The organism is Streptomyces sp. NPDC004610, assembly GCF_040609715.1.
Taxonomy (GTDB): Bacteria; Actinomycetota; Actinomycetes; order Streptomycetales; family Streptomycetaceae; genus Streptomyces.
On the sequence record NZ_JBEXLA010000033.1, the window covers coordinates 24,695 to 43,246 of the forward strand.

Below are 18,552 nucleotides of genomic sequence, written 5' to 3' on the forward strand. Positions count from 1 at the left end.
ATAGCCGCTCTCCTCCCGTTCAACTCGCCGCTCTCACAAGGGATTTGACTGGATTCAAGCCCCTCGGCGGGAGCTTCTTGCCAACTGTCGTGCGGGTGAACAAGAGTGTCAAGGGTGCGTATTCGAGCCGGATGTCGCAGTTGGCGGCGTACTTGCTCGTCGGCCTGGTGTGGCCGTATTTGCCGCCCGGTTTTATTGAGGGTTCCTTTGCTCTGCCGTGCTCCGCGCCCGGCCCGTGTCGTATTTCTTTCGGAGGTGACCGCGTGACCCACGAGACTGCGGCCGGAGTGACACCGGACGGTGTGCAGGCCCTGCGTCGGCCCCGGGTGAAGCCGGAGCACCGGGCGTACCGGACCGTCGACGGCCATGTCCGGATCGGCAGTGTGGTGTACGGCATCGGCGCGGAGATCGCCGATCCGCACGGCTGGGTCTGGCTGCTGGTGGAGGCGATGGACGGCTCCCGGGACCCGGCGGCGGTGGTGGCGTGCGTCCGCGAGGCGCATCCGGCGGTGGGCGCGGACGATGTCCGGCAGGCGATGGCCGATCTGCTGGCGGCCGGGTTCGTGGAGGACGCGGCGGCGCCGGTGCCGGTGTCGGACCGGGAGCGGGAGCGCTACAGCCGGGGGGTGCCCTTACTGCGCTGGATGGATCTCGGCCCGCGCGCCAGCGCCTGGGACGCCCAACTGCTGCTGCGCCGGGCCCGGGTGCTGCTGCTGGGCGTGGGCGGTACGGGCGGCTACGCGGCCCAGTCCCTGGTGGCGTCCGGCGTGGGCCGGGTGCACTGCGTGGACCCGGATGTGGTGGAGCTGTCCAACCTCAACCGGCAGCCCTTGTACCGGGAGTCGGACATCGGCCGCCCCAAGGTCGAGGCGGCGGTGTCCTTTCTGCGCGCCCTGAACTCGGATGTCACGGTGACCGGGGAGCGGCGGGAGGCCCGGGGCCCGGACGATCTGCGGGACCTGGTGGACGCGGGCGGGAGCCCCGGGCGGCGGTACGACCTGCTGGTGCTGGCCGCCGACCGGCCCGTCGAGCTGCGGCGCTGGACCAACCGGGTCTGTCTGGACGCCCGGCTGCCCTGGGTGGACGCCGGGTACCGGGGGCCGCTGGTGACGGCCGGGGTGTACGTACCGGGGCGGGGGGCGTGCTGGGAGTGTCTGCGGGCCGGGGAGGCGGACCGGCGGGAACTGCGGCTGGCCCCGGGACAGGACGAGGAGGTGGCCTCGCCCCGGCTGCCGTGGAACCCGGCGAGCGCGGTGACGGCGGGACTGTCCGGGGGGCTGCTGGCGCATGCCGCGCTGGCGCTGCTGACCGGGGTGCCCGCGCTGGAGCCGGGGTTCCGCTTCGGCGTCAATCTGATGGTGCCGGGCGACCGGGTGCACCAGCGTTTCCCGCGCCGCCCGGACTGCGCGGCGTGCGGCGACGGACCACGATGAGCCGGATACGGCTGCACCGGCTGGCCGCCCGTCCGGACGGTACGGAGTGGATCGTCGGCCGCCCGGCCACGGGGACGTTCGTCGCCGTGCCGGAGGCCGGGAAGCGCGCCCTGGAACTGCTCGGCGAGGGGCTGAGCACCGGGGAGGCGGCCCGCCGCCTTGAGCACGAGACGGGGCACGACCTGGATGTGGCGGACTTCGTGGACGCCCTGGTGGAGCTGGGTTTCGTCGCCGAGGTCGACGGGCGGGCGGTGCCGCTGCCGGACCCGCCCCGGCCGACGCTGCCCGGGATCAGGCCCGCGCATGTGCGCTGGACGCTGAGCCCGCTGCTGCCGGTGCTGATCGTGCTGCTGGTGACGGCCGCGCTGCTGGTCCGGCCCGAGGGGGTCGCGGTCTCCTACCGGGCGCTGCTGTGGAGCGAGCACGGGAGTCTGGTGCTGGCGTTCGGCGCGGCGAGCGGCTGGGCGCTGCTGCTGCTGCACGAGCTGGCGCATCTGGTGACCGCGCGGGCCACCGGGGTACCGGCCCGGATGCGGCTGGGCACCCGGTTGCAGTTCCTGGTGATGCAGACCGACATCAGCGGGATCGAACTGGCGCCCAGACGCCACCGTATGACGGCCTATCTGGCGGGGATCGGGGTCAATCTGGCGGTGTCGGCGGCGGCGGCGCTGGCGGCGGGTGCGGTGGACGGCACCGCGCGCCGGGTGCTGGCCGCGCTCACCGTGCTGGCGCTGCTGCCGCTGCCGTTCCAGCTGATGGTGTTCCTGCGCACGGATCTGTACTTCGTGCTCCAGGACCTCACCCGCTGCCGCGATCTGTACGGCGACGGACGGGCCTACGCCCGCTACGCGGCCCGGCGGCTGCTGCGCCCCGGGCGGCGCCCGCCCGACCCGAGCGGGGCACTGCCCGCGCACGAACGGCGGGCGGTCCGGGTCTACAGCGTGCTGCTGGTCGCCGGGACGGCCCTGTGCCTGGCGTTCCTGGTGACGGTCACCCTGCCCGCCGATCTCGCCCTGCTGACCCGGGCGGCCGGGCGGCTCTGCGCCGGGGACCACGGTGCCGCGCAGCGGCTGGACGCGGCGGCGGTGCTGATCACCCTGGGCGGTGTCCACATCCTGTGGGCGCGCACCTGGTGGCGGGGGCGGCGGGCGGGTGCCCACCGCACCGGGTCCGGCGTCAGACCCCGGCCTTGGCCCTGGCCTTCGGCTTCTCGGAGGGCGCGTAGACGCGGTGGGCCGGGTCGGACCGGTCCAGGGCCATCACCAGACCGGCGATGACCAGGAACAGCACGAGCGGGAGGAAGACGAACCAGCCCAGCGTCTCGATGACGCTGAAACCCGGGCCGGGGTCGTCACCGTCGTCGCGGGTCAGCGCGAGCGCGGGGGACGACATGAGCAGCATCATCAGCGTCGTACCGGCCGCCAGGGTGCCGGCGCGCAGGGCGTTCTTCTTGTCCACGGGGCCAACGTACCCGCCCCCCGGTCCGGCGGCGCGCCCGGGGTGCCGTAAGGGGCGCGCCGGGCGGCGCGGTCTCAGGGTTCGGCGCGGATCGCCTCCAGGAGGGCGTGCAGCCGGGGGGAGGCGGCGAGGTCCTCCAGGGTGACGGGGGTGCCGTCGGCGTCGGCGATGGGCAGCCGCCAGTTCGGGTACTGGTCCCAGGTGCCCGGCAGATTCTGCGGGCGGCGGTCGCCGACGGTGTCGGGGAGCCAGATCCCGACCAGCCTGGCGGGGGTGCGCAGCAGGGCGCGGTGCACGGCCTGGACGGCGGCCTCCTCCTCGGCGGGACCGTGACCGCCGCCGCTGCCGCTGCCGTCGAGCAGTCCGAGGCGGGTGAGCAGGGCGAGCCAGGCGCCGGTGTCGGCGGCGGCCTCGGCGCGTTCGACAGCGAGCGGGCGGGTGAGCAGGCCGAGGCGGTCGCGCAGTTCCACATCGTCGCCGCGGAGCCGGGCGGCGGTGGACGGCAGATCGTGGGTGGTGGCGGTGGCCAGGCAGTCGGCGCGCCAGTTCTGCGGCGGGATCGGGCCGCCGTCGCCGTCCCAGTCCCGTTCGAACCAGAGCACGGACGTGCCCAGCACCCCGCGTTCGCGCAGCGCCTCGCGCACCCCCGGTTCGACGGTGCCCAGGTCCTCGCCGATCACCACGGCCCCGGCGCGGGTGGCCTCCAGCACCAGGACGGCGAGCATCGCCTCGGCGTCGTAGCGGACGTAGGCGCCCTCGGTGGGCGGCAGGCCCTGGGGGACCCACCAGAGCCGGAACAGGCCCATCACATGGTCGATGCGCAGCGCGCCCGCGAAGCGGAACAGACCGCGCAGCAGCTCCCGGAAGGGCGCGTACCCGGCCTCGGCGAGCCGGTCGGGGCGCCAGGGCGGCAGACCCCAGTCCTGGCCGCGGGCGTTGAAGGCGTCGGGCGGGGCGCCGACCGACATCCCGGCGGCGAAGTACTCCTGCTGCGCCCAGGCGTCGGCGCCCTCGGGGTGCACCCCGACCGCGAGGTCGTGGATGATCCCGAGCGGCATCCCGGCCTCCCGGGCGGTGCGCTGGGCGGCGGTCAGCTGGGTGTCGGTGAGCCAGGCCAGCCGGCAGTGCAGATCGACCCGGTCCATCAGCTCGCGGCGGGCGGCGGCGGTCCCCGGGGAGCGCGGGTCGCGCAGTTCCTCGGGCCAGGTGCGCCAGTCGGGGCCGTGGATCTCGGCGAGGGCGTTCCAGGTGGCGTGGTCCTCCAGGGCGCGGCCCTGGGCGGCGAGGAAGTCGCAGTAGGCGGCGCGGCGGCCGGGCCCCCACTCCACCCCGGCGAGCAGGTCCAGCGCGGTCCGCTTCAGCTCCCAGACCGCGTCCCGGTCGATGAGGTCGCCCTTGCCGAGGACACCCTCGCGCAGCCGGGCGGCCCGCTCGCGCAGCTCCCGCATCCGCTCGGGGTCGGCGTCCGGGTACTCCGGCACGTCCTCGATCCGCAGATGCACCGGGTCGGGGAAGCGGCGCGAGGAGGGCCGGTAGGGCGAGGGGTCGGTGGGGGTGCCGGGGACGGCCGCGTGCAGCGGGTTGACCTGGATGAATCCGGCGCCCAGCGCCCGTCCGGCCCAGGCGGCGAGTTCGCCGAGGTCACCGAGGTCGCCCATGCCCCAGGAGCGCCGGGAAAGCAGCGAGTAGAGCTGGACGAGGAGCCCGTGGGAGCGTCCCTCGGGGGTGGGCAGCCGGGGCGGGGCGGCGATCAGCCGGGCGGTGGCGGCGCGGCCGTCGGGGGCGGTGGCGGTGAGCCGGTGGACGCCGGGCGGCAGACCGGCGGCGGTGGTCCGTGTCTCCCCCTCCTCGGTCTCGATCCGCAGCCGGGTGCCGTCGGGCAGCGCGGCCAGCGCGGCGGGGGCGGCCTCGCCCCAGGCGACGAGGGTGGGCGGCAGCAGACGGGCATCCAGCGCGCGGCGCCGCTCGTCGAGGGCGGCGCGGACGGCTTCGGGGGTGCCGGTGTCGACGCCGAGGGCGGCGAGGGCCCGGCCGAGCGCGGTGGCGGTGGCGGTCACCGTGCGGTCCGGGGAGGGGCGGTAGGAGGGAGCGACGCCGTACAGCTCGGCGAGCCGGACCAGGTCGTCGTCCGGGACCTCGGCCGGACGGGGTGGGTTCATCTACGGCCTCGTGGTGTCGGCGTCCGGGGCGGCGAGCGGCGGCTCGCTGGTCAGCGGCTCCGCGTCGGGCAGCGGGGGTTCGCTGGTCAGCGGGGTCTGGGCGCGGGCGCCCTCGGAGCTGAAGACGCCGATGTACCAGTCGTCGGGATCACAGGGGTCGGGGGCGAGCGCGTCGTCCGGATGTTCGGAGAGCGCCGGGAGCAGAAGGTGTGCCGCTGCGGCCACGGAGGGGCTCCTTGTCGGATACGGCGGGCGGGGCGGGGGCGTGGGGGGCTCTTAGTCGTGGGATCTCGTCGTGGTCCGGCTGTCGTAGTGGTCCGGCAGTGGTGGTCGTCCGGCTGGGGTCGTCGTTCGGCTAAGGCAGCCCTACCCAGCGCGGGCCGGGGCAGACGTATTTCCTGTCCGCAGGGCGCCCCGCTGCGAATTTCCCGGTGGCTATTCACTCAGTACATGTACTCAGTACATACTGATCCCCATGAGCACCCGTCACATCCTGCTGGGCCTGCTCGTCGCGGGGCCCAGCCATGGCTACGACCTCAAGCGGCGGCACGACGAGCGGTTCCCCGAGGCCCGGCCGCTGGCCTACGGGCAGGTCTACCAGACCCTTCAGCGGCTGGTCCGGGACGGACTGGCCGAGATCGACGGCACCGAGGCGGACGGCGGCCCGGAGCGCACCCGGTACCGGGTGACGGACGAGGGCCGGCGCGAGCTGGAGCACTGGGCGGCGGAGATCGCGCCGCCCGCGCCCTTCGTCGCCAACGAGATCTTCGCCAAGGTCGTCGTCTCGATCCTGGTCTCCGGCGACCCGGCCGCCTATCTGCGCGAGCAGCGCACCGCCCATATGACGCGGATGCGGGAGCTGACGGCCGTGAAGGCCGCGCCGGGCGCCCGGCTCCCGACGGTGCTCTCCGCCGACTACGCCCTGACCCACCTGGACGCCGATCTGCGCTGGATGACCACCACCGCGGACCGGCTCACCACCCTGACCGCGGAGGTCGACCCCGCATGAGCGGTACGAGTACGAGTGTTCCGGACGTGTCACCGGTACGGGACGCCTCACCGGTGCTGGCCGGGCACGGCCTGGTCAAGGCGCACGGCCCGACCCGGGCGCTGCGCGGCGCCGCGCTGGAACTGGCGGAGGGCGAGATCCTCGCCGTCACCGGCCCGAGCGGCAGCGGCAAGTCGACGCTGCTGCACTGCCTCGCCGGGATCGTCCGCCCGGACGCCGGGGAGGTGCGCTACGGGGGCGAGCGGCTGGACCGGCTGCCGGAGCGGCGGCTGAGCGAGCTGCGCCGCACGGAGTTCGGGGTGGTGTTCCAGTTCGGGCAGCTCATCCCGGAGCTGACCGCGCTGGACAATGTGGCGCTGCCGCTGCTGCTGGCCGGGACGGACCGTACGCGGTCCCGGCGGGCGGCGGGCGAGTGGCTGGAGCGGTTCGGGGTGCGGGGGCAGGGGGAGCTGCGTCCCGGGGAGCTGAGCGGTGGCCAGGCCCAGCGGGTGGCGCTGGCGCGGGCGCTGGTGACCGGCCCGCGGGTGGTGTTCGCCGACGAGCCGACCGGCGCGCTGGACTCGCTGGCCGGGGAGCAGGTGATGACGGCGCTGGTCCACACCGCCCGGGAGACGGGCGCCGCGGTGCTGCTGATCACCCATGACGCCCGGGTGGCGGCCTACGCCGACCGCGAGGTGACGCTGCGCGACGGCGCCCCGGAGACGGTGGGCACGGGCGCGGCGGTGGCCCGATGAGCGCGGGGACGGCGAGGGCGGCGAGGGCGGCCATGGGGTCGGATGTGCGGCTGGCGTGGGCGCTGCTGCGGGGGTCGGACCGGCGGGAGTGGTGGCGGGTGACGCTGACCGGGATCGGGGCGGCGCTGGCCACCGGGTTCGCGCTGGCCGCGGTGAGCCTGGCGGCGCTGCGGGGGACGTACCGGTTCGAGATCGCGCACGGGCTGCTGGACCAGCCCGGGGAGCGGGCCGGGGTGGTACTGGCGCTGGTGCTGCTGCTGATCCCGGTGCTGGGGTTCCTCGGGCAGTGCGCGCGCATCGGGGCGGTGCACCGGGACCGGCGGCTGGCCGGGCTGCGGCTGGCGGGCGGCACGCCCTGGCAGGTCCGGCGGATCGCGGCCTACGAGACGGGGCTGGCGTGTCTGGCGGGGTCGGCGGTGGCGACGGTCTTCTCGGTGCTGCTGCTGTTGACGCGGTGGGGGCGGCCGACGGCCGCGGTGTGGGCGGGGATCGCGGTGGTGGCGGTCGGGGTGCCGGTCGCCGGGGCGCTGGTGGGGGTGCTGGCGTTGCGGCGGGTGGTGGCCTCGCCGCTGGGGTGGGTGCGGCGGGTGCGGGCGCCGGGCGGCCGGGCGCCCTGGTTCGTGGTCGGCGGGGCGGTGGTGGGCGTACCGGCGCTGCTGATCGTGTTCATCCAGTGGGACCAGGGCCGGGCGGCGTTCCCGCTGGCGCCGGTGACGGTGTGGGTGGGTGTGGTGCTGACCGGGCTGGGCGCGGTCGGGCTGTCGGGGCTGGTGGCGCGGCTGACCGGGCGGCGGCTGGCGGCGCGGACCTCGCGTCCGGCGGTGCTGATCGCGGCGGAGCGGCTGTGCGCGGACCCGTGGGCGGCGGCCCGTACCCATGCGGCGGCGCTGCTGGTGACGGTGGTGGGCGCCGGGTTCGTGGGGGTGCGGGCGGCGCTGCTGGACATCCTGCGCTCCGATCCGCACATGGAGTCCCTCGCCTTCTACACCACGGGACTGGATCTGACCGCCGCCGCGATCGGGGTGGCGCTGCTGATCACGCTGGGCGCGCTGGCGGTCGGCGCCGCCGAGTCCCTCGCCACCCGGCGCCGGGGGCTGGCCGCGCAGTCCGCCGCCGGGGTGCCGCGGGCGGTGCTCGGCCGGGCGCTGCTGCTGGAGACGGCACTGCCGCTGGCGCCCGCCCTGCTGCTGGCGGGCGCCGGGGGGCTGGCGGTGGGCACCGGGTACGCGACCCTGACCGGTCCCGGCTGGTCGGTGCCCTGGGCGTCGCTGCTGGTCCCGGTGGTGGTGTACGCCGGGTGTCTGCTGGCGGCGGCGACGGCCCTGCCGCTGCTGGGCCGCTCGGTCCGGCCGGGGGAACTGAGGTACGGATGAATCGCGCCGGGACCGATGAGAAATCGTGAAGCGCGCGGTCATATGGACCGGGCGGCGGGACCGTCGTAGGCACGCGGGCCCCGTGCGCACGGGGCGGCGGGACCGTCGTACGACCGCGGGCCCCGTGCGCGGGCATGCCGAGGGGCGGCCCGGCGCGGGGCGGGTCCTGTCCGCCGCCGCGCCGGACGGACCGCGCCGCCGGCGCCCGGACCGGGGTGGACGGGGGTCTCCCCGGTCCGGGCGCGGGCAATGCGAAGGCCCGGATCGTCAGGCGGAAATGCCGTCGATCCGGGCCAGGGCGTCGTCCGCGCCGTACGGCTGCAAGTACGGCAGCCAGCGCGGGTCCCTATGGCCGGTGCCGATGATGCGCCAGGCCAGGCCGGTGGGTGGGGCGGGTTTGTGGCGCAACCGCCAGCCGATCTCACCGAGGTGACGGTCGGCCTTGACATGGTTGCAGCGGCGGCACGAGGCCACCACGTTGTCCCAGACGTGCTTGCCACCGCGTGAGCGCGGAATGACGTGGTCGACGCTGGTTGCGACGCCACCGCAGTACATGCACCGGCCCCCGTCGCGCGCGAAGAGCGCTCTTCGGGTGAGTGGAACGGGCCCCCGGTAGGGAACCCGGACGAATCGCTTGAGCCGGACCACGCTGGGTGCGGGGAGTGTGACGGTCGCGCTGTGCAGAAAGGCGCCGGACTCCTCAAGGCATACGGCCTTGTTCTCCAGGACGAGAATGAGTGCGCGGCGGAGCGGTACGACGCCAAGGGGCTCGTACGACGCGTTGAGGACCAGGACATGCGGCACGGATGCCTCCTTGTACGCCGGCGGCGCGTGGCTCGCGCCGGGACGATCTGCCATCAGTCTCCCCTCATGCCTGGTGGAAGCGCCACCATGTCCCGGTAACGGGCTGGGAGTGTTTTCGACCACACCCTGAATCGTCCCCAGGATCGGCGGCCGTTCATTCCACCCGTTCGTACCGGGGTGAGAACGGTCTCTCCCGCGCCCATCACGCCGGTCCGGGCGCACGGCCCGGTTAGTGTGGGTGGCTCCGCCGCTCCAGTGACCTTTCCGTGACCTTGAAGAACCGTGAAGCCGTGATCTCTGCCGAAGGAGTGGCCGGGCCGCAGCTCCAGGAGGTACCCGCCGTGTCGTCCGTGTCGTCCCTGTCCGCTCTCCTCACCCCCGCCGCATGGGCCGCGTCCCCGGCGCCCGTGCCGTCGGAGTCGGAGACCGCCCCGGCGATGCCGACGCTCCAGGAAGCCCAGGAGAGCGCGACGAACGCGGCGAGCTGGGTGGAGCAGAACTGGTCGACCTGGCTGGCGATCGGGCTGCGGGTGCTGCTGATCATCGCGATCGCGGTGGTGCTGCGGGTGATGATACGGAGGGCGATCACCAAGCTGATAGACCGGATGAACCGCACCGCGCAGGCGGTGGACGGCACCGCGATCGGCGGGCTGCTGGTGAATGTGGAGCGGCGCAGGCAGCGCTCGCAGGCGATCGGCTCGGTGCTGCGTTCGGTGGCGTCCTTTGTGATCCTGGGCACCGCCGCGCTGATGATCCTGTCCACCTTTCAGATCAATCTGGCCCCGCTGCTGGCGTCGGCGGGGGTCGCGGGCGTGGCGATCGGTTTCGGCGCCCGCAATCTGGTCACCGACTTCCTCTCCGGGGTCTTCATGATCCTGGAGGACCAGTACGGGGTGGGCGACACCATCGACGCGGGCGTGGCCAGCGGCGAGGTGGTCGAGGTCGGCCTCCGGGTGACCAAGCTGCGCGGGGACAACGGGGAGATCTGGTACGTCCGCAACGGCGAGGTCAAGCGGGTCGGCAATCTCTCCCAGGGCTGGGCGACGGCCGGGGTGGATGTCACCGTGCGCCCGTCGGAGGACCTGGACAAGGTCAAGGCGGTGCTCGGCCGGGTCGGCGAGGAGATGAGCAAGGAGGAGCCCTGGAACGAGATGCTCTGGGGCCCGATCGAGATCCTGGGCCTGGACAGCGTCCTGCTCGACTCCATGGTCGTCCGCGTCACCGCCAAGACCATGCCGGGCAAGGCCCTCACGGTGGAACGCGAACTGCGCTGGCGCATCAAGCGCGCGTTCGACGCCGAGGGCATCCAGCTGGTCGGCGGCCTCCCCCTCCAGCCCCCGCTCGAATCCGACCCCGACCCGACGGCCACGATGTCGGCCCCGTCCGCCTTCGCCAGCACGACATCGCCCCAGTCGGCGGCGGCTTCTCCGATAGCGCCGCCGGGTGTGACGAAGTAGGGCGAGGGCGACCGGGAGCGGGGACGGGAACGGTTCTGCACGCTCGTTCGAGTGAAGGTGCCGAGATGTGCGGCGCGGCTTGTGTGTGGCGAGGCCCATCGTTCTGCCGGGGCACCCGCCACGGGCTTAGCCTGGCATCAGCGTGACGAGGAGAACAGCGATGAGCGCCGAACCCATCACGGAGCCGGTCATGACGCACCAGGACCCCATCGACCTGTTGATCGCGATCGAGAAGGCAGTGTCACCGCTGCCGATTCGCGCGGAGTACATCGAGGGGACCACCTACGTGCCGCCGCACGCGAACCACCAGCACAACGCAGGGGCCTTCAAACTCGCCGTCCAGCTCAGTTCGGCGGGCTTCACCCTGGCAGGTATGGGCAACGGATACCGCGCCGCACACCGAGACGGTCGCACCACGGCCCTGGTGGTTCCGGACTTCTACGTCCTCCGCCGCGACCCCGGCGAACTCGACGAGGCGTACCGCAGGGCCCACAAGAGCTGGTATCCCATCGATCTGCTCGCCCTCGTCGGCGAAGTCACCTCCAGCAACCACGAGACCGACACGGGACCCAAGCTCCGGACCTATGCCGCCGCAGGCGTGCCCGTCTACGTCCTTGTCAACCGCCACTCCGGGACGGCTCACTGCTATACGGACCCAGTCCCGCCGGGCGGCGATCCGGCCGACGCCTATTACGGCAGTGACGAGAAGGTGGACCTGGGCCAGCGGCTCCCGCTGCCGCCGCCCTACCCCTCCTTGGACACGTCAGCCTTCCTCATCCCCTGACACGCGCATCAAGCACGCCCCCGCAGATAACGACTCCGTTGCCGCGGGGGCGTTCCCCGTCTGCGCCTATTGACGGCCTCCTCGCCTCGGGATTACTTTCTGCCAACCGGATAGGAAAGTTTCCTAACAGTGGCGCGGAGCCTCCGGTGATCCCGGAGTTGGACGGGTCATCCGCGTCGCTGCCAAGCTGACCCGACGACCAGGTGAGAGGCAGGTGCCGACCCGATGGCTGGACCGAACGGAACGCCGGGAACCCCCCGCGTCCTGCGGGCCATGAACGACCGGGCCGCCCTGGACCTGCTGCTGGAGCACGGCCCCCTGTCCCGCACCCGGATAGGGAAGCTCACCGGGCTCTCCAAGCCGACCGCCTCACAGCTGCTGGCCCGGCTGGAGGCCGCCGGACTGGTCCACGAGACCGGTACCAGCGAGGGCCGCCCGGGACCCAACGCCCAGCTCTACGCGGTCAACCCGGCCGCCGCGTACGCCGCCGGACTGGATGTCACCCCGCACCGCATCCGGGCCGCGGTCGCCGATCTCACCGGGCGGACCGTGGGCGCCTTCGAACTGCGCACCCCGGGCCGCCGTCCCGCCCAGCCGGTCGTCCGCCAGGTCACCGACGCCCTCGACGGCGCCGTGAAGGCGGCCGGGCTGACCCGGGCGGAGCTGCGCCGGCTGGTCATCGCCACCCCCGGCGCCTTCGACCCCGGCACCGGACGGCTGCGCTACGCCTCCCATCTGCCGGGCTGGCACTCCCCCAGCCTGCTGGACGAGCTGGCCGCCGCGCTGCCGATGCCGGTGGAGTACGAGAACGACGTCAATCTCGCCGCCGTCGCCGAGCAGCGGCTCGGGGTGGCGCGCGGGCACGACGACTTCGTCCTGCTGTGGAGCCAGGAGGGCCTCGGCGCCGCCCTGGTGCTCGGCGGACGGCTGCACCGCGGCTGGACCGGCGGTGCCGGGGAGGTGGGTTTCCTGCCGGTGCCCGGAACCCCGCTGGTCCGGCATGTCACCAAAGCCAACAGCGGCGGATATCAGGAGCTGGCCGGGTCCCAGGCCGTCTCCCGGATGGCCGCCGACCTCGGCTACGACCGTATCCCGGCCGGCTCCCACGCCGAGGTCGCCGGCGCGCTCGTCGCCCGCGCCGTCACCGAGGACACGGACCGGGCCACCGCCCTGCTCACGGCCTACGCGACCCGGCTCGCCACCGGACTCGCCTCCCTCGTCTCCGTCCTCGACCCCGAACTCGTCGTGCTCAGCGGCTCCGCCCTCACCTCCGGCGGCGAGCGGCTGCGCGCCCTGATCCAGGCCGAACTGGAGGAGCTGGCCGCGTCGCGCCCGCGGCTGGTGGTCGGCGAAGTGATCGAGCAACCCGTTCTGCGGGGGGCGCTGGAGAGCGCCCTCGCCGCGACCCGCGATGAAGTCTTCGACACGCTGGCGCTCCGCTAGGGGCGCGCCCCCGTAACACCGGTTTGAGTGTGACGCCGCGGGCCGGTTGTGGCCCGTCGCGCAGTTCCCCGCGCCCCTGAAAGGGCCTTCCCTTCCCCCAGGAGATCCCGCCATGCCCGGAATATCCAGGAAAGTCACCCTCGCGCTGGCCGCTTCCGCCGCGTTCGCGCTGACCGCCACCGCCTGCACCGGCTCCTCCGGGACCAGCGCCGCCGACGACCCGGACGCCGAGACCACGATCACCTTCTGGCACGGCTGGAGCGCGCCCGCCGAGGTGAAGGCGATCGAGGACAACATCGCCCGCTTCGAGAAGGCGCACCCCAACATCAAGGTCAAGGTCGTCGGCAACATCAACGACGACAAGCTGAACCAGGCCCTGCGCGCGGGCGGTTCCAGCGGGCCGGACGTGGTGTCGTCGTTCACCACCGCCAACATCGGGAAGTTCTGTTCGTCCGGTGCCTTCCTCGATCTGAAGCCGTTCATCGAGAAGTCGAAGCTGGATCTGGACGCCCTCATCCCCAAGCCGATGCTGGACTACACCCAGTTCGAGGGCACCCGCTGCGCCCTGCCGCTGCTCGGCGACGCCTACGGCCTCTACTACAACAAGGACGCCTTCGAGGCGGCCGGCATCACCGCCCCGCCGAAGACCTGGACCGAGTTCACCGAGGTCGCCAAGAAGCTCACCGAGGCCAAGGGCGACAGCTATGAGCAGCTCGGCTTCATGCCGAACTACCACGGCTACGAGACCGTCGTCGACCACTACATGTCCCAGTGGGACCACACCTACTTCGACGACTCCGGCAAGTCCACCATCGCCACGGACCCGGCGTTCGCGGAGATGTTCACCTACCAGAAGAAGCTGGTGGACGAGCTGGGCGGGTTCTCCAAGCTGGAGAAGTACCGCAACACCTTCGGGGACGAGTGGGGCGCCAAGCACCCCTTCCACACCGGGCAGGTCGCCATGCAGCTCGACGGCGAGTGGCGGCTCGGGATGGCCAAGGACGCCGGGGTGGACTTCGAGATCGGCACCGCGCCGCTGCCGGTCGCGGACGACGAGGTGGACGAGTACGGCAAGGGCTTCCTGTCCGGCACGGTCATGGGCATCGCCCCGCAGAGCGAGAAGCAGAACGCCGCCTGGGAACTCGTGAAGTACATGACCACCGACACGGACGCCGTGGTCGCCTTCTCCAACGGCATCCGCAATGTCCCCTCCACCTTCGAGGCGCTGAAGTCCCCGGACCTCAAGCACGACCCCGCGTTCCAGACCTTCCTGGACATCGCCCAGCACCCCGAGTCCAGCAGCCCGCCCGCCTCCGTCAACGGCTCGACCTACCAGCAGACCCTCCAGGACTTCGGCTACCAGTACGAGTCCGGCAAGGAGAAGGACCTCCGGGCCGGTCTGGAGCGGACCGCCGCGCAGATCGACCGCGACATCGAGCAGGCGAAGTAGCCCCGGGTGACCACGTACACGCTCCGCGCGAAGCGCCGCAGGTCGGCGCTTCGGACGGCGGCCTTCCTGTCACCATGGCTCATCGGGTTCAGCGTCTTCTTCGCCTATCCGTTGCTGTCCACCGTGTACTTCTCCTTCATGCGGTACGACGGCTTCGGCGTCCCGGAGTTCCGCGGCCTGGACAACTGGCTGTACGTCTTCCAGGACTACCCGATGTTCTGGCCCGCCCTGCGCAACACCGTGTGGCTGGTGCTGGTGATGGTGACCTGCCGGGTGGTGTTCGGGCTCGGGGTGGGGCTGCTGATCACCCGGATCAGGACCGGTACCGGGGTCTTCCGGACCCTGTTCTATCTGCCCTATCTGGCCCCGCCGGTGGCGGCGACGCTGGCCTTCGTGTTCCTGCTGAACCCCGGCACCGGCCCGGTCAACTCCGTGCTGGAGGGCCTCGGTCTGCCCGCCCCCGGCTGGTTCACCGACGGCACCTGGTCCAAGCCCGCCCTCACCGCGCTGGCGCTGTGGGGCGTCGGCGATCTGATGGTGATCTTCATGGCGGCGCTGCTCGACGTCCCCAAGGAGCAGTACGAGGCGGCGGAGCTGGACGGGGCGTCGGCCTGGCAGCGGTTCCGGTTCGTCACCCTGCCCAACATCTCCCCGATCGTGCTGTTCGCCGTGGTCACCGGCGTGATCCAGACGATGCAGTACTACACCCAGCCCCTGGTGGCCGGAAAGGTCGCCTCCGGGATCATCGGCGGCTCCGGCCAGTCCTTCGAGCCGGGCTACCCGGACAAGTCCACCCTGACCCTCCCCCAACTGGTCTACAACCTCGGCTTCCAGCGCTTCGACTACGGCGCCGCCTGTGTGGTCGCCCTGGTGCTGTTCGCGCTGTCCATGGCGTTCACGGCACTGCTGATGCGCCGCCGGGGCGGACTGATCTCGGCAGGTGAGCGATGACGCGGGTATGTGAGCGGCTCCTGAAGTCGGCGGGTGCGCCGACGACCCGAACGCATGAGCGGCCCCTGAAGCCGGCAGGTGAGCGATGACGCAGCTACTGGAGCAGCGGCCCGTGGAGAGCGACGCGGCGCCCTCCCCCGAACAGCGGACCGCCCGCCGCCGGGCCGTCCTGGAGTGGATCGCGGTGCACTCCCTCGGCGTCGCCGCCGCGCTCTTCTTCGTCCTGCCGTTCGTGTTCGTGGTGCTGACCTCGCTGATGAGCGATCAGCAGGCGCTCACCCGGGACCTGGTGCCCGACACCTGGGAGTGGGGCAACTACACCAAGGTCTTCGACACCCCCGGCTTCCTCATCTGGTGGCGCAACACCCTGCTCTACGCCGGAGTGGGCACCCTGCTGACCGTCGTGTCGTCCATCCCGGTGGCGTACGCGCTCGCCAAGTTCCGCTTCCGGGGCCGGCATGTGACGCTGATGCTGGTGATCTCGATGATGATGCTGCCGCCGCAGGTCGTCATCATCCCGATGTACCTGTTCTGGGCCAAGCAGCTGGACCTCTCCGGCACACTGTGGCCGCTGATCATCCCGATGGCGTTCGGCGACGCGTTCTCGATCTTCCTGCTGCGCCAGTTCCTGACCACCATCCCCGATGAGTATCTGGACGCGGCGAAGGTGGACGGCTGCGGTGATCTGCGCACCCTGCTCAAGGTCGTGCTGCCGATGGCCAAGCCGGGCATCGCGGCCGTCGCCCTGTTCCAGTTCTTCTACGCCTGGAACGACTACTTCGGACCGCAGATCTACGCCTCCGAGAACCCCGGCGCCTGGACCCTGTCCTTCGGCCTGGAGTCCTTCAAGGGCGCGCACCACACCGACTGGAACCTCACCATGGCCGCGACCGTGCTGGTCATGGCCCCCGTGATCCTTGTGTTCTTCTTCGCGCAGAAGGCGTTCGTCGAGGGCGTCACGCTCACCGGAGTGAAGGGTTAGGCAGCACATGAAACTCACCGTGGTCGGCGGAGGGTCGACCTACACACCCGAACTCATCGACGGATTCGCGCGGCTGCGGGACACCCTGCCGATCGAGGAACTGGTCCTGGTGGACCCGGCACCCGAGCGGCTGGAACTGGTGGGCGGGCTGGCCCGGCGGATCTTCGCCAAGCAGGGCCACCCGGGCCGGATCGTCACCACCTTCGACCTGGACGAGGGCGTCGAGGGCGCCGACGCGGTGCTGCTGCAACTGCGCGTCGGCGGCCAGGCGGCCCGCGAGCAGGACGAGACCTGGCCGCTGGAGTGCGGCTGCGTCGGCCAGGAGACCACCGGCGCGGGCGGCCTCGCCAAGGCGCTGCGCACGGTCCCGGTGGTCCTGGACATCGCCGAGCGGGTCCGCCGGGCCAACCCGGACGCCTGGATCATCGACTTCACCAACCCGGTCGGCATCGTCACCCGCGCCCTGCTCCAGGCCGGGCACAAGGCGGTGGGGCTGTGCAATGTGGCGATCGGCTTCCAGCGCAAGTTCGCGAACCTGCTCGGGGTGTCCCCGGCCGAGGTCCACCTCGACCATCTGGGCCTGAACCACCTCACCTGGGAGACCGGGGTACGCCTCGGCGGCCCCGAGGGCGAGAACGTCCTGCCCGCGCTGCTGGCGGAGCACGGCGAGGCCATCGCCGCCGATCTGAGCCTGCCGCACCCGGTCGTGGCCCGCCTCGGCGTCGTCCCCTCCTACTACCTGCGCTACTTCTACGCCCACGACGAGGTGGTGGCGGAACTGCGCACCAAGCGCTCCCGCGCGGCCGAGGTCGCCGAGATGGAACGCAATCTGCTGAAGATGTACGCCGATCCCGCGCTGGACGAGAAACCGGCGCTGCTGGCCAAGCGCGGCGGGGCCTACTACTCGGAGGCGGCCGTCGATCTGGCGGCGGCGCTGCTGGGCGGCTCCGGCAGCCCCTACCAGGTCGTCAACACCCGCAACAACGGCCGCCTGCCCTTCCTCGCCGACGACGCGGTCATCGAGGTCCAGGCGGCCGTGGGCCCCAAGGGCCCCACCCCGCTGCCGCTCCCGCCCGTGGACCCGCTGTACGCCGGACTGATCGCGCATGTCACCGCCTACGAGGACCTCGCCCTGACCGCCGCCCTGCACGGCGGCCGGGAACGGGTCTTCAAGGCCCTCCTCGCGCACCCCCTCATCGGCCAGCACGCCTACGCCGACGGGCTCACCGACCGGCTGATCGCGCACAACCGGGAGCACCTCGCGTGGGCATGAGCACAGCGGTCCTCGCCGTCGACGCGGGGAACAGCAAGACCGACGTCGCGGTCGTGTCGGGCGACGGCGAGGTCCTCGCCACGGCCCGCGGCGGCGGATTCCAGCCACCGGTGGTGGGCGTGGACACGGCCGTCGGCATTCTGGCGGAGGCGGTCGAGCGCGCCCTCGCCGACGCGGGCGATCCCCCGGTGGCGCAGGTCTCGGCGTGTCTGGCCAACGCGGACTTCCCGCTGGAGGAGGAGCGGCTGACGGCGGCGCTCACCGCGCGCGGGTGGGGCGACGCGGTGGACGTCCGCAACGACACCTTCGCGATCCTGCGGGCCGGGGTCACCGAGCCGCGCGGGGTCGCCGTGGTGTGCGGCGCGGGCATCAACTGCGTCGGGATGCTCCCGGACGGCCGGACCGCCCGCTTCCCCGCGATCGGCCGGATCTCCGGCGACTGGGGCGGCGGCTGGGGCATGGCCGAGGAGGCGCTCTACCACGCGGCCCGCGCGGAGGACGGCCGCGGCGGACCGACGGACCTGATGCGCACCCTCCCCTCCCACTTCGGCCTGCCGTCCATGTACGCCCTCATCGAGGCCCTCCACTTCGAACGGATCGACCCACTGCGCCGCCACGAGCTGACACCGGTGCTGTTCCGCACGGCCGCGGACGGCGACCCGGTCGCCCGCGCCCTGATCGACCACCTGGCCGACGAGGTGACGACCCTGGCGACGGTCGCCCTCACCCGCCTCGGCCTGCTGGAGGAGACGGCCCCGGTCGTCCTCGGCGGCAGTGTGCTGGCGGCCCGCCACGAGCAACTCGACACCGGCATCCGCACCCTGCTCACCGAACGCGCCCCGAAGGCCACGCCCCGGGTGGTCACCGCACCCCCCGTCCTGGGCGCGGCCCTCCTGGGCCTGGACGCCCTGGGCTCCCCCCCAGAGTCCCAGACCCGCTTGCGCACCCACTTCTGAGGGGGCCCCAGGCTGCCCCTCCGGGGGGGTACGGGGCTGGGGTGCGGCGCCGCTGGTGAACTGGCGTTCGGGCGGGGGTGGCTCACCGGGCGGGGCCCGGGGGGTGGGCTTGGCCGGGCGGGCCTGCGCCTGGGCTTGGGCCGGGCGGCCTGGGCCTGGGCCGGTGCCTGAGCTTTGGGCCGGGGGCCTGGGCCGGGCCGCAGCGCGGGCCCCGGACGTACCCACGCCCCGTAGGGCGGCCGGACTCCCGGCACCCTCCCCGCCCCTCCCGGGGGGAGCGCGGGGG

The 18,552-nt window shown here is 72.8% G+C and carries 17 protein-coding genes; 13 read left to right on the forward strand and 4 right to left on the reverse strand.

Annotation, left to right across the window (positions count from 1 at the left end; translation table 11 throughout):
* Positions 1-326 precede the first annotated feature (326 nt).
* Positions 327-1,433, forward strand: a complete 1,107-nt coding sequence (locus tag ABZX40_RS30565; protein WP_355745000.1) for a ThiF family adenylyltransferase — start codon at positions 327-329, stop codon at positions 1,431-1,433.
* A complete protein-coding gene (locus tag ABZX40_RS30570; RefSeq protein ID WP_355744786.1) occupies positions 1,430-2,710 on the forward strand; it encodes a hypothetical protein in 1,281 nt (426 codons plus the stop codon). Before ABZX40_RS30565 ends, ABZX40_RS30570 begins: the two co-directional genes overlap by 4 nt.
* On the opposite strand, the gene ABZX40_RS30575 is transcribed toward ABZX40_RS30570, so the two are convergent.
* From ABZX40_RS30575 to ABZX40_RS30585, 3 genes are all read right to left on the reverse strand, one after another.
* A complete protein-coding gene (locus ABZX40_RS30575; RefSeq protein ID WP_355744789.1) occupies positions 2,610-2,891 on the reverse strand; it encodes a hypothetical protein in 282 nt (93 codons plus the stop codon). The two genes, ABZX40_RS30570 and ABZX40_RS30575, sit on opposite strands and share 101 nt — an antisense overlap.
* Positions 2,892-2,965: 74 nt before the next feature.
* Positions 2,966-5,050, reverse strand: a complete 2,085-nt coding sequence (malQ, locus tag ABZX40_RS30580) for a 4-alpha-glucanotransferase (RefSeq protein ID WP_355744792.1) — start codon at positions 5,048-5,050, stop codon at positions 2,966-2,968.
* Positions 5,051-5,275: a hypothetical protein gene (locus ABZX40_RS30585; protein ID WP_355744795.1), complete on the reverse strand. Its 225-nt coding sequence runs from the start codon at positions 5,273-5,275 to the stop codon at positions 5,051-5,053.
* Positions 5,276-5,525: 250 nt separating this feature from the next.
* Here ABZX40_RS30585 and ABZX40_RS30590 point away from each other — a divergent pair, with 250 nt between their 5' ends.
* From ABZX40_RS30590 to ABZX40_RS30600, 3 genes are read left to right on the forward strand one after another with little or no spacing between them, the layout of a single operon-like run.
* Positions 5,526-6,059, forward strand: a complete 534-nt coding sequence (locus ABZX40_RS30590; protein WP_355744798.1) for a PadR family transcriptional regulator — start codon at positions 5,526-5,528, stop codon at positions 6,057-6,059.
* Complete coding sequence (locus ABZX40_RS30595; protein WP_355744801.1) at positions 6,056-6,793, forward strand: ABC transporter ATP-binding protein; 738 nt, start codon at positions 6,056-6,058, stop codon at positions 6,791-6,793. The genes ABZX40_RS30590 and ABZX40_RS30595 overlap by 4 nt, the downstream gene beginning before the upstream one ends.
* On the forward strand, positions 6,790-8,166 hold the full coding sequence (locus tag ABZX40_RS30600) for an ABC transporter permease (protein WP_355744804.1): 1,377 nt from the start codon (positions 6,790-6,792) through the stop codon (positions 8,164-8,166). The genes ABZX40_RS30595 and ABZX40_RS30600 overlap by 4 nt, the downstream gene beginning before the upstream one ends.
* A 267-nt stretch (positions 8,167-8,433) precedes the next feature.
* On the opposite strand, the gene ABZX40_RS30605 is transcribed toward ABZX40_RS30600, so the two are convergent.
* Complete coding sequence (locus ABZX40_RS30605) at positions 8,434-8,970, reverse strand: HNH endonuclease (protein ID WP_355745003.1); 537 nt, start codon at positions 8,968-8,970, stop codon at positions 8,434-8,436.
* A gap of 341 nt (positions 8,971-9,311) precedes the next feature.
* Between ABZX40_RS30605 and ABZX40_RS30610 the strand changes: the two genes are divergently transcribed.
* The 8 genes from ABZX40_RS30610 to ABZX40_RS30645 all read left to right on the forward strand — a co-directional run bounded on the left by ABZX40_RS30610 (position 9,312) and on the right by ABZX40_RS30645 (position 18,266).
* Positions 9,312-10,427: a mechanosensitive ion channel family protein gene (locus tag ABZX40_RS30610; protein WP_355745006.1), complete on the forward strand. Its 1,116-nt coding sequence runs from the start codon at positions 9,312-9,314 to the stop codon at positions 10,425-10,427.
* Between the two features lie 160 nt (positions 10,428-10,587).
* Positions 10,588-11,211 (forward strand): Uma2 family endonuclease, encoded by a 624-nt coding sequence (locus tag ABZX40_RS30615; RefSeq protein ID WP_355744807.1) that lies wholly within the window; start codon positions 10,588-10,590, stop codon positions 11,209-11,211.
* A gap of 225 nt (positions 11,212-11,436) precedes the next feature.
* On the forward strand, positions 11,437-12,654 hold the full coding sequence (locus ABZX40_RS30620) for an ROK family transcriptional regulator (RefSeq protein WP_355744810.1): 1,218 nt from the start codon (positions 11,437-11,439) through the stop codon (positions 12,652-12,654).
* Positions 12,655-12,766: 112 nt separating this feature from the next.
* Entirely contained in the window at positions 12,767-14,104 is a 1,338-nt protein-coding gene (locus ABZX40_RS30625; RefSeq protein WP_355744812.1) for an ABC transporter substrate-binding protein, read from the forward strand.
* Positions 14,105-14,110: 6 nt separating this feature from the next.
* Positions 14,111-15,055 (forward strand): sugar ABC transporter permease, encoded by a 945-nt coding sequence (locus ABZX40_RS30630; protein WP_355744815.1) that lies wholly within the window; start codon positions 14,111-14,113, stop codon positions 15,053-15,055.
* Positions 15,056-15,140: 85 nt separating this feature from the next.
* Complete coding sequence (locus ABZX40_RS30635; RefSeq protein ID WP_355744818.1) at positions 15,141-16,037, forward strand: carbohydrate ABC transporter permease; 897 nt, start codon at positions 15,141-15,143, stop codon at positions 16,035-16,037.
* A gap of 7 nt (positions 16,038-16,044) precedes the next feature.
* Positions 16,045-17,310 (forward strand): 6-phospho-beta-glucosidase, encoded by a 1,266-nt coding sequence (locus tag ABZX40_RS30640; RefSeq protein WP_355744821.1) that lies wholly within the window; start codon positions 16,045-16,047, stop codon positions 17,308-17,310.
* A complete protein-coding gene (locus ABZX40_RS30645) occupies positions 17,301-18,266 on the forward strand; it encodes a BadF/BadG/BcrA/BcrD ATPase family protein (RefSeq protein WP_355744824.1) in 966 nt (321 codons plus the stop codon). The genes ABZX40_RS30640 and ABZX40_RS30645 overlap by 10 nt, the downstream gene beginning before the upstream one ends.
* The last annotated feature ends 286 nt before the right edge of the window (positions 18,267-18,552 follow it).

Bases quoted from the DNA above. Each gene is read 5' to 3' on its own strand.
- ABZX40_RS30600 (WP_355744804.1), top strand. From the start codon at position 6,790: ATGAGCGCGGGGACGGCGAGGGCGGCGAGGGCGGCCATGGGGTCGGAT.
- ABZX40_RS30615 (WP_355744807.1), top strand. From the start codon at position 10,588: ATGAGCGCCGAACCCATCACGGAGCCGGTCATGACGCACCAGGACCCC.
- ABZX40_RS30590 (WP_355744798.1), top strand. From the start codon at position 5,526: ATGAGCACCCGTCACATCCTGCTGGGCCTGCTCGTCGCGGGGCCCAGC.
- ABZX40_RS30625 (WP_355744812.1), top strand. From the start codon at position 12,767: ATGCCCGGAATATCCAGGAAAGTCACCCTCGCGCTGGCCGCTTCCGCC.
- ABZX40_RS30595 (WP_355744801.1), top strand. From the start codon at position 6,056: ATGAGCGGTACGAGTACGAGTGTTCCGGACGTGTCACCGGTACGGGAC.
- ABZX40_RS30570 (WP_355744786.1), top strand. From the start codon at position 1,430: ATGAGCCGGATACGGCTGCACCGGCTGGCCGCCCGTCCGGACGGTACG.
- malQ (WP_355744792.1), bottom strand. From the start codon at position 5,050: ATGAACCCACCCCGTCCGGCCGAGGTCCCGGACGACGACCTGGTCCGG.
- ABZX40_RS30635 (WP_355744818.1), top strand. From the start codon at position 15,141: ATGACGCAGCTACTGGAGCAGCGGCCCGTGGAGAGCGACGCGGCGCCC.
- ABZX40_RS30620 (WP_355744810.1), top strand. From the start codon at position 11,437: ATGGCTGGACCGAACGGAACGCCGGGAACCCCCCGCGTCCTGCGGGCC.
- ABZX40_RS30640 (WP_355744821.1), top strand. From the start codon at position 16,045: ATGAAACTCACCGTGGTCGGCGGAGGGTCGACCTACACACCCGAACTC.